The 15269-nt window shown below is 69.8% G+C and carries 14 protein-coding genes; 12 read left to right on the top strand and 2 right to left on the bottom strand.

Annotated elements, in window-relative coordinates; translation table 11 throughout:
- Window positions 1–57: 57 nt before the first annotated feature.
- On the bottom strand, window positions 58–756 hold the full coding sequence (locus QRN26_RS02990) for a GntR family transcriptional regulator (protein WP_285035196.1): 699 nt from the start codon (window positions 754–756) through the stop codon (window positions 58–60).
- 143 nt (window positions 757–899) lie between these two features.
- Here QRN26_RS02990 and QRN26_RS02985 point away from each other — a divergent pair, with 143 nt between their 5' ends.
- The 11 genes from QRN26_RS02985 (at window position 900) to QRN26_RS02935 (ending at window position 13665) form a co-directional block, all read left to right on the top strand.
- Window positions 900–2525 carry an ABC transporter substrate-binding protein gene (locus QRN26_RS02985; protein WP_056010310.1) on the top strand — a complete coding sequence of 542 codons (1626 nt, stop codon included), beginning with the start codon at window positions 900–902 and terminating at the stop codon, window positions 2523–2525.
- A 128-nt stretch (window positions 2526–2653) separates the two neighbouring features.
- A complete protein-coding gene (locus tag QRN26_RS02980) occupies window positions 2654–3667 on the top strand; it encodes an ABC transporter ATP-binding protein (protein ID WP_056010312.1) in 1014 nt (337 codons plus the stop codon).
- The gene (locus QRN26_RS02975) at window positions 3664–4731 is read left to right on the top strand and encodes an ABC transporter ATP-binding protein (RefSeq protein WP_285035194.1); all 1068 of its coding nucleotides are present in this window, start codon (window positions 3664–3666) and stop codon (window positions 4729–4731) included. The genes QRN26_RS02980 and QRN26_RS02975 overlap by 4 nt, the downstream gene beginning before the upstream one ends.
- Window positions 4728–5660: an ABC transporter permease gene (locus tag QRN26_RS02970; RefSeq protein WP_056010316.1), complete on the top strand. Its 933-nt coding sequence runs from the start codon at window positions 4728–4730 to the stop codon at window positions 5658–5660. The genes QRN26_RS02975 and QRN26_RS02970 overlap by 4 nt, the downstream gene beginning before the upstream one ends.
- Window positions 5661–5663: 3 nt before the next feature.
- Window positions 5664–6599 (top strand): ABC transporter permease, encoded by a 936-nt coding sequence (locus tag QRN26_RS02965; protein WP_157579953.1) that lies wholly within the window; start codon window positions 5664–5666, stop codon window positions 6597–6599.
- A gap of 72 nt (window positions 6600–6671) precedes the next feature.
- The gene (locus QRN26_RS02960) at window positions 6672–7832 is read left to right on the top strand and encodes a Gfo/Idh/MocA family protein (protein WP_056780607.1); all 1161 of its coding nucleotides are present in this window, start codon (window positions 6672–6674) and stop codon (window positions 7830–7832) included.
- Complete coding sequence (locus QRN26_RS02955) at window positions 7829–9355, top strand: TldD/PmbA family protein (protein WP_285035192.1); 1527 nt, start codon at window positions 7829–7831, stop codon at window positions 9353–9355. The genes QRN26_RS02960 and QRN26_RS02955 overlap by 4 nt, the downstream gene beginning before the upstream one ends.
- A complete protein-coding gene (locus tag QRN26_RS02950; RefSeq protein ID WP_082456014.1) occupies window positions 9352–10791 on the top strand; it encodes a metallopeptidase TldD-related protein in 1440 nt (479 codons plus the stop codon). Before QRN26_RS02955 ends, QRN26_RS02950 begins: the two co-directional genes overlap by 4 nt.
- On the top strand, window positions 10788–11696 hold the full coding sequence (locus QRN26_RS02945; protein WP_082498587.1) for a DUF4438 family protein: 909 nt from the start codon (window positions 10788–10790) through the stop codon (window positions 11694–11696). The genes QRN26_RS02950 and QRN26_RS02945 overlap by 4 nt, the downstream gene beginning before the upstream one ends.
- Window positions 11693–12577, top strand: a complete 885-nt coding sequence (locus QRN26_RS02940; protein WP_056010324.1) for a DUF4438 family protein — start codon at window positions 11693–11695, stop codon at window positions 12575–12577. The genes QRN26_RS02945 and QRN26_RS02940 overlap by 4 nt, the downstream gene beginning before the upstream one ends.
- Window positions 12578–12645: 68 nt before the next feature.
- On the top strand, window positions 12646–13665 hold the full coding sequence (locus QRN26_RS02935) for a D-2-hydroxyacid dehydrogenase (protein ID WP_285035191.1): 1020 nt from the start codon (window positions 12646–12648) through the stop codon (window positions 13663–13665).
- 31 nt (window positions 13666–13696) lie between these two features.
- On the opposite strand, the gene QRN26_RS02930 is transcribed toward QRN26_RS02935, so the two are convergent.
- The gene (locus QRN26_RS02930; RefSeq protein ID WP_056010328.1) at window positions 13697–14248 is read right to left on the bottom strand and encodes a TetR/AcrR family transcriptional regulator; all 552 of its coding nucleotides are present in this window, start codon (window positions 14246–14248) and stop codon (window positions 13697–13699) included.
- A gap of 85 nt (window positions 14249–14333) precedes the next feature.
- Between QRN26_RS02930 and QRN26_RS02925 the strand changes: the two genes are divergently transcribed.
- The gene (locus QRN26_RS02925) at window positions 14334–15257 is read left to right on the top strand and encodes a ketopantoate reductase family protein (RefSeq protein ID WP_285035190.1); all 924 of its coding nucleotides are present in this window, start codon (window positions 14334–14336) and stop codon (window positions 15255–15257) included.
- The last annotated feature ends 12 nt before the right edge of the window (window positions 15258–15269 follow it).

Here is a 15269-nt window from a genome sequence, read left to right as displayed (position 1 = left end):
CGCCCCGCAGGCGCGTGACGCCACCCGCATCGCGGAGCGGTCAGCGCGCTCGGGGCCTCACGCCCTTCCGGCGGCCGGGTCGTCGTGCTGCGCGGCTCGGGCGTCTCCGGCGAGCCGCTCACTGACGCGCCCGTAGCCGGAGCCGATGTGGCGTTCGACGGTCTCGTCGATCTCGGCCGCCCGTCGTTCGAGGAGCAGGTCGAGGAGTTCGGTGTGCTCCTGCACGATGATGCTGTGGTAGTCGTCGACCTTGACGCGTCGCGTGAGGAGGAAGAGCGCGACCTGCCATTTGATGGCCTGCCAGGCGGTGTAGAGACGCGAATGGTCGGCGAGCAGGAACACCTGATCATGGAAGTCGATGTCGAGGCGGACGAGTTTGGCCTTCTGATCCGTCTCCACGGCGACGCGCATCTCTTCGATGATGGCGCGCATGGCGCTCACCTCGTCTTCGCCGGCTCGCTCGATCGCGCGTGACCAGGCGAGTCGTTCGAGCGCGGTCCGCAGTGTGGACAGCTCGAGGAAGTCCTGCGGTGACAGCGTGACGACGGACGCGCCCTTGTAGGGCAGCGACACGACGAGACCCTCCTGCTCGAGGTGGAGCAGCGCTTCTCGGACCGGCGCGCGACTGACACCGAGCGTGGTCGAGAGGTTCACCTCGCTGAGACGCTCCCCTTGGACGAGACGACCCTCCAGGATCGCCTCCCGGAGCTCGTTGACCGCGGCCCCTGTCAACCCGGTTCGTTCGAGAGTTTCCATGCCCGAATCCTAGCTCAAGCCATTCCTTGTTGTCGATTGTCGACAGTGTGCAGTCTGTGATATTGTCCACCAACAGCACATGAACGTTCCGTCGGCGGCTCGCTTCCTCAGGAGGTCCGGCACAACCCTGACAGGAGTACTCAGTGAAGAAGACACTGCGAGGCGCGCTGCTCGGAGCAGCGCTCGCGGTCGCCCTGACCGCGTGCAGCGCTGGCGGTGCGGGCGGCGGGAGTACGTCCGCCGCAGGCGGCGACCCCAAGTACGGCGGCACGATCACGACCGCGGCCGCATCCGATCCGGAGACCTTCGACCCGGCCGTCTGCACGGGCGCGACGTGCTGGAACATGATGCGGATGATGTTCGACCGCCTCTACGACTACGACCGCGACACCAGCGAGCTGAAGCTCCAGGCGGCCGAGTCCTTCCCGGAGGTGAGCGACGACGGCCTCACCTACACGATGAAGCTCAAGCAGGGGCTCACCTTCAGCAACGGTGACCCGCTCACCGCGAAGGACGTCGCCTACTCCTACGCCCGCGTCCTCGACCCCGCCACGAAGGCGGGCCTCGCGGAGTTCTGGCGCGGCATCGCCGGTGCCGAGGAGTACGCCGCCAACCCGACCGGACTGCCGAGCGGCATCGAGGTCGTCGACGACCAGACCCTGAAGATCACGCTGGCGACGCCGAACTCCTCGTTCAAGTACATCCTCGCCATGCCCGCCGGCTCGATCATCCCCGAGGGCAGCGGCGGGACCGTCGCGACCGAGCCCGTCGGCTCCGGGCCGTTCACGCTCGACACCTTCAGCGCGGGCAAGGAGATCACGCTCGACCGCAACCCGGACTACTGGGACTCGCCGCGTCCCTACGCCGACCACATCCGCATGATCCTCGGCGTCGACCCCGACAACCAGGTCCTCATGCTCCAGAAGGGCGACATCGACCTGATGGGCAGCCCGATCCCGCCCGCGAAGTTCATCCAGGTGACCTCGGACCCGAAGCTCAAGGACCAGCTCGTCGAGATCGAGAAGCCGAGCACCTACTACCTCACGATGAACGTCAACACGCCTCCCTTCGACAACCCGAAGGTCCGTGAAGCGGTCTCCCTCGCCTTCGACCGGAAGGCGCTGCTCAAGCTCGTCAACGGGCAGGGCACCGCGGCGACCGAGTTCATCCCGCCGAAGGTCCTCGGCTACACGGGTGACGAGATGACCCACGAGCAGGACGTCGCGAAGGCCAAGAAGCTGCTCGCGGAGGCGGGCTTCGCCGACGGCATCTCGACCGACATGTACGCCTGGAACGTCCCGCCCTTCTCGGCCCTCGCGCCGCAGATGCAGCAGGACCTCAAGGCCATCGGGATCGACGTGAACCTGCAGACGCTCGCCCCGAACACCTTCAGCGAATTGGCCGGAGCCGGCAAGGCCCCGCTCGCCCTGACCTTCTGGGTGGCCGACTACCCGGAGGGCTCGGACTTCCTGCAGGCACTCATGTCGTGTGCGTCGGCGGTCCCGCAGGGCCACAACTACGCGTACTACTGCAACCCGGAGATGGACGAGCTGGTCGCCCAGGCGCTCGCCGAGACCGATCCGGACGCGGCGACCGCGAAGTACGAGGAGGCGTCGAAGCTCATGCTCGCCGACAACCCGATCGTGCCGCTGTACTTCGGCACCAAGACCGAGCTCCACAGCACCGGCATCGAGGGGTACTTCCCGCAGCCGATCTGGGGTTGGGACATGGCTGAGTACTGGAAGTCGGACGGCACCGCCAAGCGGTAGTCACCGGTCCAGCAGCACCTGGCGCACCGGCGCGCCGACCGCATCACCGCACCACGGAACCACGGCACCCGAACCGCGGGTGGTCCCTCGACGGACCACCCGCGGCGCCCCCACCGAAAGGACGCGACATGAGTGCGCTGCTCGACGTCTCCAACCTCGTGGTCGACTTCCCGACCTCGTCGGGAGACCCGTTCCACGCCGTCGACGGCGTCTCGTTCCAGGTCTCGGCCGGTGAGCGGGTCGGCATCGTGGGGGAGTCGGGTTCCGGCAAGTCCCTGACCTCGCAGGCCATCATGCGGCTCGTGTCGGACCCGGGGGTCATCGCCGGTGGCTCGGTCCGGTTCGGCGGCGAGGACGTGCTCGGGTACTCGGATCGGGCGCTGCAGCAGTGGCGCGGCTCGCAGGTCGCCATGGTCTTCCAGGACCCCATGTCGAGCCTCAACCCGCTCATGCGGGTCGGTCGTCAGATCACCGAGTCGCTCGAGACGCACCTCGGTATGGGACGGGTCGCCGCCCGGGCACGTGCCGTCGACCTGTTGCGCCGCGTGGGCATCCCGGACGCCGAGGCCCGCATGAACGACTTCCCCGGCGCGTTCTCGGGCGGCATGCGGCAGCGCGTCTGCATCGCCATCGCCACGGCCTGTTCGCCGAAGCTGCTCATCGCCGACGAGCCGACCACCGCGCTCGACGTGACCGTGCAGGCCCAGGTGCTCGACCTGCTCGACGACATGGTCTCGGAGCAGGACACGGGCGTCATCCTCATCAGCCACGACCTCGGCGTGATCTCGAGCTTCTGCGATCGCATCCTCGTGATGTACGCGGGCCGCATCGTCGAGGAGGGCACGGCCGAGCAGATCGTCGGCGACCCGCAGCACCCGTACACCCACGCACTCCTCGGCTCCATCCTCAAGCTCTCGGAGCCGATCCCGCCACGCCTCCGCACCATCTCCGGCGCCCCGCCCACCGCCGGCCGCCGCCCGCGAGGCTGCTCGTTCGCGCCGCGCTGCCCGGCCGCGATCGACACGTGCCTCACGAACGACCCGGCGCTCGTCCAAGCGCCACTCGGCGGAACCGGACAGCGGGTCGCGTGCGGGGTCGTCGCCCCCGAGGCGTTCGCCGTCGAGCAGGAGTCGGCCGCATGAGCCGGCTGGACGGTTCGGACCTCGTCAACGGTCCGAGCAGCCGGTCGCGGACCGGTGAGGCGCTGCTCGAGGTGCAGGACCTCGAGGTCACCTTCCGACGCTCCGGTGGCATCGGTCGCCGTGCCACGCGCGTCCCCGCCGTGCAGGGTGTCAGCTTCCAGCTGCGAGCGGGCGAGACCCTCGGCATCGCGGGGGAGTCGGGCTCCGGAAAGAGCACCATCGCCAGGACGCTCATGGGCATCAACCAGGCGTCCGCCGGCAGCATGCGCCTGAACGGTGAGAACGTCGGAGCGCTGCGCGGACGTCGGCTCGCCGAGTACCGGCGCACGATGCAGATGATCTTCCAGGACCCGTACGACTCGCTCGACCCGCGGATGAAGGTGGGGGAGACGCTGCTCGAGGCGATCTCGCTCCGGACCACGAAGGCGACCGATCCCAGACGGGCGGTCGAGGGCATCCTCGACCAGGTCGGCCTCTCCCGGAGCTTCATCGAGCGGCGTCCACGCGAGCTGTCGGGCGGTCAGCGCCAGCGCGTGTCGATCGCGCGGGCACTCTGCGTCGACCCACGCCTCATCCTCTGCGACGAGGCGGTCTCCGCCCTCGACGTCTCCGTCCGGGCCCAGGTGCTCAACCTGCTGAAGGACCTGCAGGAGGACCTCGGCCTCGCGTACCTGTTCATCTCCCACGACCTGTCGACCCTGCGCTTCATGGCGGACCACGTCGGGATCATGTACCTCGGTCGCCTCGTCGAGATCGGGACGCGCGACGAGATCTTCGACAACCCGCAGCACCCGTACACCAAGGCGCTGCTGTCGGCCGTGCCGGAGCCGATCGTCCGCGACCGCTCGACGCGCCTCCCGCGGGTCCGCCTGACCGGCGAACCGCCGAGCGCCGCGAACCCGCCGAGCGGCTGCAGCTTCCACCCGCGGTGTCCGATGGCCCAGGAGGTCTGTCGCACGGTCGCCCCGCCGCTGCGGACGACGAGCTCGGGCCAGGACGCTGCCTGTCATTTCGCAGATCCGGTGCTGGTGCCGGAACCCGTCCGGATCGGAGCCGAGGCATGAGCGAAGCACTCCCGCCCGTGATCGGCCAGGGCGTCGACCTGGCGGCCACCGACGACGACCGGCCCATGCGCGCCCGCGAGGTGCTGCGCAGTCTCCGACGCGACCCCGCGGCCCTCGTGTCGCTCGTCGTGCTCCTGCTCATCGCCCTGATCGCCGTGCTCGCGCCGCTCATCACCCCGCACGACCCGCTCCAGACCTACAACGACATCGGGCTCGGGCCCCAGGGGCAGCCCCTCCCGCCCGGCACGCCCGGCTTCCTGCTCGGCACCGACGCCCTCGGCCGCGACGTCCTCTCACGACTCATCTCCGGGACGCAGGTCTCGCTCGTCATCGGCATCGTCGCCAACGGGCTTGCGACGATCGTCGGAGTGACGGTCGGTGTCATCGCGGGCTACTTCGGCGGCATCGTCGAGGCCGTCCTCATGCGGATCACCGACGTCGTCATCTCGTTCCCGATCCTGCTCCTCTGCACCGCGCTCATCGCGGTCACCACCCGGAGCACCACGAACGTCATCATCGTCATCGCCCTCATCTACTGGACGACGCTCGCCCGCATCATCCGCGGCATGGTCATCTCGCTGAAGCACCGCGAGTTCGTCGTCGCGACCCGCACGCTCGGCGTCAGTCACCTCCGGATCATGTGGAAGCACATCATTCCCCACCTGCTGCCGGCGATCATCGTGTACGCCACCCTCGGCGTCGCGTCCTCGATCCTCATCGAGAGCGCGCTGTCCTTCCTCGGCATCGGTGTCCCGATCCCGCAAGCCTCCTGGGGCCAGATGATCTCGGACGGCAGCACCTACTTCCAGATCGCACCCTGGATGCTCTTCATCCCCGGCATCTGCCTCATCGTCACGGTGATGGCGTTCAACCTGGTCGGCGACTGGCTGTCCGAGATGCTCGACTCCGCAGCACCGATGGCGAGGTAGACCGTGTTCTGGTGGCTTGCACGACGACTCGGCCAGATGGCCCTCGTCCTCTTCGGGGTGGTCAGCCTCGCGTTCCTCCTCGTCTACGCCGTGCCCGCGGACCCCGCGGCCACGCTCGCCGGGCCGAACGCGAGCGCCGAGACGATCGCGTCCATCCGCGCACAGCTCGGCCTCGACGCCCCACTGTGGGAGCAGTACCTGGGATTCATCGGGCGGCTCCTGAGCGGCGACCTCGGCACCTCCTACGTCCTGCGGGAGACGAGCGTGTTCGAGCGGATCGTCTCCGCCCTGCCGACGACGGTGCTCGTGGCGATCGGCGGGCTCATCTGGCAGATCATCCTCGGCGTCCCGGCCGGCATCTACGCCGCCTACCGTCGCGGTGGTTGGGTCGACCGCACGGTGACCTTCGTCTCGCTCATCGGGCTCTCGGCACCGTCCTTCTGGCTCGGCCTGCTCCTCATCTACTACTTCGCCTTCAGCTGGGGACTGTTCCCGCTCAACGGGCTCGGCGATCCGATCATCTGGTACCTCGTGCTCCCGACCTTCACCCTCGGCTCGGGCGGCGGCGCCTGGTACGCCCGCATGACGCGCACCAACATGATCGAGACCCTCGACTCGCCGTTTGTCCGTATGGCCAGGGCGAAGGGCATGCCGGAGCGCACCATCCTCTGGCGCCACTGCTTCCGACACGTCGCCATCCCGCTCGTCACGATGATCGGGCTCGACTTCGGCTACTTCCTCGGCGGCGTCGTCATCGTCGAGACCGTCTTCGGGCTGAACGGCATCGGCCGGCTCGCCTTCGACGCGATCTCGAACCTCGACACCCCGATGATCGTCGGCACGGTGCTCTTCTCGGCCCTCTTCATCGTGGTCGTCAACTTCATCGTCGACCTCCTCTACTCCGTCATCGACCCACGCGTCCGCCTGCAGCGCGCGTGACCTGAACCTCCGACCGATCCCACCACCGTCCGCGCATCGCACGATGCCGGCACCCGCAGAAGGAGAACCACCATGTCCGATCGCAAGCTCCGAGTCGCCGTCGTCGGTGCCGGCCGATGGGCCGTCCGCTCCCACATCCCCGGCTGGCAGCGCGACCCGCGCGTCGAGGTCGTCGCGCTGGCCGAGATCGACGAGGAGGCGCTCGCCTCGGCGGCCGCGGAGTTCGGCATCGAGCGCGCCGTCACCGACTACCGCGAACTGATCGACGACCCCGACATCGACGTCATCGACGTCGCGACCGGCAACGCCATGCACTTCGAGATCTCGATGGCGGCCATCGCCGCGGGCAAGCACGTGCTCTGCGAGAAGCCCGTCAACAGCGACTACACCGAGACCCGGCGTGCCGCGGCGCTCGCCGCCGAACGGGGCGTGAAGACGAAGCTCGGCTTCACCTTCCGCTTCGCCCCGGCGATCCAGTACGCGAAGCACCTCATCGACCAGGGCTTCATCGGCGAGCCCTACATCTTCAACGGCTATGAGCAGAACAGCCAGTGGATCGACCCGAAGACGCCGCTGCGCCAGGTGGACCCGGACGCCGACCCCGACGTCATCGCCGTGTCCTCCATCGAGGGCTACGGTGCACCGATCATCGACATCATGCACTGGTGGCTCGACGCCCCGATGACGAGTGTCGTCGGCACCATGCGCAACTTCGTCCCCGAGCGGATGGTGCGCGACACGGGCGCCATGCAGCGCATGAACATCGACGACGGCGACATGTGGATCGCCGAGTTCGAGCAGGGTCGTCTCGCATCGATCCAGTCGTCCTACGTCACCGTCGGCAACTTCCCCGGCATCGAGGCCCGCATCTACGGCTCGGAGGGTGCGATCATCGTCCGCCTGGTCGAGGAGGCGGGGATCTGCCAGACGATCAAGGTCGCGAAGAAGGACCAGGTCGAGTTCGAGGAGCTCGAGATCCCGCAGGAGTTCTTCCCCGAGGGCGGGGCGTCCACGGAGCCGTGGCCGTTCCTCTTCTACTCGAACCTCTGTAAGGACTTCGCCACCGAGATCCTGTCCGGCGAGGACTTCAACCAGGGCAACTTCGACCAGGGCGCGCTCGTCCAGGAGACGATCAACGCGTTCGAGCTGTCGTTCCGCACCCGCGCATGGTGCGACTTCCCGCTCGCGCTCGCCCCGTCGGACGCGGACGACACCGAGGCGGTCCGCGCGTGACGAGCGCCGACACGGTCGCGCCGCTCGCCGCGGTCGACGCTGCGGCTCATGCGTGGGGCGAGCTCGCGGACGACCAGGCCGCCGCGACCATGCTCACGACGGTCCTCGCCGCGGTGGACGTGCCGGGCGTCAGCTATGCCGACGCCCGCCTGATCGAAGCCGAGGAGGTCCGCCTGTACTCGACGCTGGAGTCCGGCCTCGACGAGCGGATCGAGCACAACCTCGGCGTCGGTGTGCGTGTGCTCTTCAACGGCAGCTGGGGGTTCGCCTCCGTGCCGATCGACGACGACGACGACCTGACGCTCGCCGCCCATCGTGCCCTCGCCAACGCGCGGAACGCCGACCGGGTCTCGGACGCCCACCGCACCGAGCTGCCGCCGATGCCACCGGTGAGCGGCCGGTACGCGACCGACGTCGTCCTCGACCCGTTCGCGGTCTCGGCGTCGACGCGCCAGGCCCTGCTCGGCGACATCCTGAGCGCCGCCAGCGCCCCCGTCGAGGTCGTCATGGCGCAGGCCGGCCTGAACGCGAAGCGGCAGCACCGGCACTTCGCCAACACCGAGGGCTCGATGCAGCACCAGCACCTCATCGAGAGCGGCGCGATGGCGCTCGTGAACGCGGTCGGCAACGGCACGATGCAACGTCGCTCCTTCCCCAACTCGTTCCACGGCAACACCGCGCAGGCGGGCTGGGAGTACGTCGAGGGGCTCCGGATGGTCGAGGAGGCCGACCGCATCGGTCGGGAGGCCGTCGAGTTGTTGACCGCCCCGCTCGCGCCGCAGGGCACGGCCGACGTCATCATCGGCCCCGCCCAGATGGCGCTGCAGATCCACGAGTCCACGGGTCACGCGCTCGAGCTCGACCGGATCCTCGGCGACGAGGCGAACTACGCGGGCACCTCCTTCATCGGACCGGACGCGGTCGGCTCGCTCCGCTACGGCTCCGAGGCGGTGAACATCACCTCGGACCCGACGGTGCCCGGCACGCGAGGTTCCTTCGCGTTCGACGACGAGGGCGTCCTGGCGTCCCGTCAGCCGCTCATCTCCGAGGGCATCATCCGCAACTTCCTCTCCACCAGGGACTCGGCCGCCCGGATCGGGGTGCCGTCGATCGGCGCAGCCCGCTCGGACGGCTGGGGCTACACCCCCGTGTGCTTCGCGACGAACGTGTTCCTCGAACCCGGCAGTGGGTCGACCGAGGAACTGCAGGAGCGCCTCGGCGACGGGTACTACATCGACGACAACCGCAGCTGGTCCATCGACGAACGGCGCCACAACTTCCAGTTCGGCACCGAGGTGGCGTACGAGGTGAAGCACGGTCGGCGGGGTCGCCTGCTGCGTGGCTTCTCCTACGGCGGCACGACGCCCGAGTTCTGGCAGTCCGTCGAGGCGGTCGCCGGGCCGGAGGAGTTCAAGGCCTTCGGCATGCCCTGCGGCAAGGGCGAACCCAAGCAATGGGGCTTCCTCGGGCACGGCGCCTCGCCGACGCTCGTGCGGAACCTCCGGATCGGAGTGGACCGATGAGCGACACCGACAGCACGACCACCACCGCGTTCAGGCCCGTCGTGGGCGGCGAGCGAGCCGCGGAGGCGCTCGAGGCCGCCCTGCGCGACGCCCCGGCCGACCGCATCGAAGCCTTCCTCACCGGTCGGCGCGGGGACTTCACCCGCTTCGCCGGCCGCCGGGTGCACCAGAGCCAGGCCATCGACGAGGTGCAGATCATGGTCCGCGCCGAGGTGGACGGGCGGGCGTCACTCGCTGCCGCCAGCTCGATCGCCGGGCTCGGTCGGGCGGTCGCGAACGCGAGTGCCGCCGCGCGCGAGCAGGCCGAGCGAGGACTCCCCGCCGCTGCTCCTCGAGCCGATCCCGGTCCGGTCGACGAGCCGGAGGTGTCCGGCCGCACCGCGTCCGGCGCCCTGCTCTGGGGTGAGGACACGGCGGCCTGGGACGTCGGCGAACACGTCGCCCTCGCCGACCGCGCGATGTCTGAGGCCGACCGGGCCGGTGGCGTTGCTGCGGGCATGTTCGGCCGCGCGGTCACCGAGGTCGCCTTCCACGACCGCGAGCGCGGCACCTCCCGGTACGCCGCGGCGACCGAGGCGCAGGGCTCCCTCACGGTCCGCATCGAGGACGGTTCGTCCCACTGGAAGGACCTCTCCCGATCCTCCGACCGTCTGCTCGCGGCGGAGTCGGTCGAGCGGACGCTTGCGGAGGCGTCCGCCGCGCGGGGCCGTGCTCCACTCGCCCCGGGTGAGTACGACGTGGTGCTCGGGGCGCTCGCCGCCGGTGAGTTCCTCGACTTCTTCGGAGCGTTCGGCTTCACGGGCGGAGCCTTGGCATCCGGCTTCGGCACGGCAGCGACCCGCCCAGGCGAGCAGGCAGCCTCATCGCTCGTCTCCGTGCACGACGACGCGACGGCCGACCTCGGTCTCCCGTTCCCGTTCGACTTCCAGGGCACCACGAAGCGCGACGTCCCGTTCCTCGACCAGGGGCGGGTGGCCGAGGTCGTCACCGACCGCGAGACCGCGTTCGCCCTCGGGACGGCGTCGAGCGGCAACTTCCACATCGCCCGGGAGGAGGCGCCGCATGCGATCCCGATGAACGTCATCCTCCGCGCCGCCGACACCACCGAGCTCGACCTCATCGCGGGTGTCGAGCGCGGGGTCTACCTGCAGCGCTTCTGGTACACGCGCACCGTCGACCCGGTCCGCTCGACGATCACCGGGGTCACGCGCGATGCGTGCTTCCTCATCGAGAACGGTCGGATCACGCGCCCGGTCGAGTCGCAGCGGTTCACGGTGAGCGTGCTCGAGAGTCTCGCCCGGGTCGACGGCGTCGGTTCCGTCTCCCTGAGCCAGCCGCTCATGAACGTGTTCAACGGTGCCGCCACCGCGCCGCCGCTCCGTATCCGCGGTTTCGCCCTCGGCACCGCACCGGTCCCGAAGGGAACGACGGCATGAGTCTCAGGACGAACGAGGACCGCCTGGTCACGCAGATCCTGACCGGCGAGGTCTGGCCGCCCCAGGCCGACCGACACGGTTACCGGGTCGACCCCGACGGCCACCCCTTCATCCTGCCCGGCATGGGAGGGGTGACGATGGGTGCGCACGTCGGCGAGGCGGCCACGGGCTACGCGAGCGACCACCTCGAACCCGGGCTGTCGATCCGGCATGCGGGCGGTGAGGCGAACGCCGCACTGCAGTTCCTCAGCTGCGTCGGCAACGTCGTGACGGTGCGTTCGGGTGCCGCCGTCGGAGCGGAGGGTGTGGTCATCGGTCAGCATGCCTATGTCCTCGCCGACTTCGCCGACGGCTCGCTCCGCCAGGTGACCACCGGTGACGCCGTGAGTGTGGAGGCCCGCGGTCAGGGCCTGCGCCTCCTCGACCACCCGGACGTCCGGGTGAAGAACCTCGACCCGCGGCTGCTCCCGCATCTGCCGTTCTCGACGGCGACCGACGGGACGCTCCAGGTCGGTGTCGCCATGCGCGTCCCGGCGGAGGCGGCGGGCGCAGGAGGCGGCATGCTCTCGGAGTTCGCCAACACCGACCTGATGGGCGCCTACCCCGGGCTCAGTGAGGACCTCTCGCTCGGCCTCGAGTCGCTCCGCATCGGCGACATCGTCGTCCTCGAGGATCAGGACCATTCCTACGGCCGCGGCTACCGGCCGGGTTGGATCACGATCGGCGTCATCTCCACGGGCGAGTGTCGGCTCTTCGGGCACGGTCCGGGGCCGTCGACCCTGCTGTCCGGACCGGCGTCGGCGTTCACCGTCGTCGACGACCGGGCCGCGAACCTCGGCGTCGCGCTCGCAGGGATGGGCCGCGCGACCACCACGACCACGACCACGACGGAGACGGACGCATGAGCTCGATCATCGCCAACAACCTGCTCGGCTTCGTCGAGCACGCCGGCCTCACCCCGATGGTGTCGTATCGGATCGACCGCGACGGGCACCCCTACGTGCCGATCGGCGACGGTGGGGTCGTGCTCGGCGTGCACCTCGGGGACTCGGTGTTCGGCACCGACACCGACCACGTCGCCCCGGGGGTCACCCTCGTGCACCCGGACGCCGGGTCGCGTTTCGGACTGACCTCCTTCGCCTGCATCGGGAACCGTGCGACCGTTCGGTCGGGCGCGGCGGCAGGGGCGACGGGGTCCGTCATCGGCAAACGCGGCGAGGCGGGACGGGTCATCGTGTCCTTCGACGACGAGACGATGGCGGCCCTGCTGCCCGGGGACCGGGTCGCGGTGCACGCCATGGGCCAGGGGTTGCGACGCGAGGACCTGCCCGAGGAGATCGTCCTGCTGAACATCGACCCCGCGCTCCTCGCCGTCCTCCCACTCACGGTCGAGGACGGCGTCATGGGCTTCGACGTGGTCGGTGTGCTGCCGGGCAAGGTGGCCGGGAACGGTATCGGTCGGCCTGCGCACCAGTGGGACGTGGACCTCGCCGTCGTCCCGGACTCGCCCGAACTCGCGGGGATCGACATGCGGCTCGGGGACCTGTTCGCGGTCGAGCACCTCGACGTCCGCCACAACATGGGGTACCGGCGCGACTGGATCACCGTCGGGATCATCGTGCACGGTGGCTCACCCATGCCCGGTCACGGGCCCGGCTTCGTCCCGATCGCGTGTGGACCGAGCTCGGTCCTGCGGGTTCGTGCGGTGACCGAGGGGACGGACGGCGTCCGGCCCGCGCTCACCGCCGAACGGCTCGCAGCGGTGGCCCCCTGGCCGACCGCCTGACCGGACGACATCGCGGCACGCCGCGTCACGACCAACGCACCGCCGCGCCCGCGGCAGGATGGACCATCATGCAGATCCTCATCACGAGTTACCTCGAACCGGAGCACGTCGAGGCCATCGCAGCCTCCCACCCGGACGTCGAGGTGCTCTACGACCCGTCGCTCATCGGTGTCCCGCAATACGTCGCCGATCATCACGGCCCGACCCCCGAGCTGTCCCCAGCGGACCAGCAACGGTGGGACGACATGCTCGCGCGGGCGGAGGTCGCGTTCGACTTCGACTGGCAGGATCCCGCTGCGCTGCCGGAGCGCGCTCCGAAGCTGCGGTGGATCCAGGCGACGAGCGCCGGCATCGGCGCGTTCATGCGTCGCACCGGCCTCGACCGGAGCGGCATCGTCGCGACGACGGCCGGTGGCGTCCATGCCGTGCCGCTCGCCGAGTTCGCCCTCACCGGGGCGCTCTTCGTCGTGAAGGGCCTGCCGGATCTGCAGCGTCGGCAGCGCGAGCACCGGTTCGAGCGCTACACCACCAGGCAGCTGGCCGGCATGCGGGTCACGGTCGTCGGCGTGGGTGGCATGGGATCGAACGTGGTGCGGACCTTCGACGCGATCGGTGCCCGGGTGACCGCCGTGGGTCGCGTGGGCGGCTCCTACGAGCTGCCCGAGGGCGTCGAGCTGAGCGATGTGGACCGCCTCGAGGAGGTGCTGCCGGGCACCGAGGTGCTCGTGCTGTGCACGGCGCTCACGCCGGAGACCGAGAACCTCATCAGCGCCGAGCGGATCGCGCTCCTCCCCGAGGGGGCCGCCGTGGTCAACATCTCGCGCGGACAGGTGATCGACGAGGACGCCCTCATCGACGCCCTCCGTTCGGGCCGGTTGGGCGGTGCGGCCCTGGACGTCTTCCGCGAGGAGCCGCTGCCCGCGGACTCGCCGCTCTGGGACCTCGACAACGTGCTCATCTCGCCGCACTCGGCGTCCACGGTGGAGAGCGAGAACGCGACCCTCACGGCGCTGTTCATCGACAACCTCGCCCGATATCGCGCGGGGGAACCCCTGCTCAACCGCTTCGACGCCGAGCGGGGGTACTGACCGGCGGATCCGCAGCCGGTCGGACCGTTCGTCAGGCGACGTTCCGCAGGCCGGCGACGAGCACCTCGACGGCCGCCCGGGCTTCCGACGGCCAGTGGGGGCGGTCCGTCGATGAGCCGATGCCGTGGAGGACCACCATGACGGCACCGACGGGCACGCCGTCGCGCATGTCCCCGTCGGCGACAGCGCGGGTGAGGAGCTCGGCGACGGTGCGCTCGAGTTCGCCGCCACCGGTCCGTTGCACGTCCGGGTCGACGAAGGCCGCGAGAGCGCGGGCGAGGCCGGTGTGGGCCACGACGTGTTCCACGAACCCGCGCAGGAAGGCGACCAGGTTGTCTGCGGAGGTCCGTGCCGGGTCCTGGGCCTCGGCGCAGAGGGTCGCCACCTCGCCCTCGTAGACCGCGGCTGCCAGCGCCGCCCGGGTGGGGAAGTGCCGGTAGAGCGTGCCGACACCCACGCCCGCCCGTGCTGCGAAGTCGTCGAACCGCAGCTGCGCGTCCTGGTCGAAGGCTTCCCGGGCCGCAGCGACGATCGCGTCGCGGTTCCGACGTGCGTCGGCCCGGAGCGGGCGTGATTCCGGCATCGGGCCGCCTTCCGTTGACAAGTGGAGGTAATCTCCATATCTTGTGTACATGGAGACGATCTCCATCTTATGACTGGAGTCGACGATGCGGATCTTGATGTTCGGGCGAGGGGTGATCGCCACCGTCTACGGCCGCATGCTCGACGAGGCCGGGCACGACGTCGAGTTCTACGTGCGGCCGGGACGCGCCGAGGAGTATGGCGACGAGGTTCGGCTGGACTGGATCGACGGACGGCGGAAGCCCTTCGGGCGGCGACGGCAGGAGACGTTCCGGACGTCGTTGCGCGAGACGCTCGATGCTGTGGACGGGTTCGAGCTGATCGTGCTCAGCGTCGGCCACCATCGGCTCGCCGAAGCGGCGGCGTTCCTGGCCCCACGCATCGGCGAGGCGAGCGTGCTGGTGTTCGGCAACGTCTGGAAGGAACCACTCGACGCGGTCGCACCACTGCCCGCAGATCAGGTCGTGTTCGGTTTCCCGCAGGCGGGTGGCGGATTCGGCGAGGACGGCGTCCTCCAGGTGGCGTCGCTCCCCTCGGTCGTCGTCGGCACCGACGGCGCATCCGCTTCGATGCGGGAGGCGGCGGTCGTCGCCGCCTTGCGGGAGACGGGCCTCTCGGTCCGTCGGGAGCCGGACATGCGCGGATGGCTGTGGCTGCACTTCGTGGCCGACGCCGGCATGTTCGCCCAGGCGCTTCGGAGTGGATCGCTCGCCCGGATGATCGGCGACCGCCAGGCGTTCCGCACCGCGTTCGCGACCGCGCGTGCGCTGCTCCCAATCCTCGAGGCCAGAGGGGTCGACCTCGGACGGCATCGGAGCGCCACCCTGCCGTTCAGGTTCCCCGGCCCCATGGCGGCCGCATCGGCGTGGGTGACCAAGCTCGTCCCGATGGCCGGTCGAAGCCTCGCCGCACACACCGACCCTCGCGCCGCGGAAGCACTCGCCGTGTTGGCGGACACCCGCCTGGAGGCGCGCCGGCTCGGCGTCCCGATCCCGCGTCTCGAACCCTGAGCGTCGGCATGG

It is taken from the genome of Plantibacter sp. ME-Dv--P-095, from assembly GCF_030209365.1.
In the GTDB taxonomy this organism is placed as follows: domain Bacteria; phylum Actinomycetota; class Actinomycetes; order Actinomycetales; family Microbacteriaceae; genus Plantibacter.
Note: the sequence above shows the minus strand (reverse complement) of the source record. Positions and strands in the feature narration are given on the sequence as shown.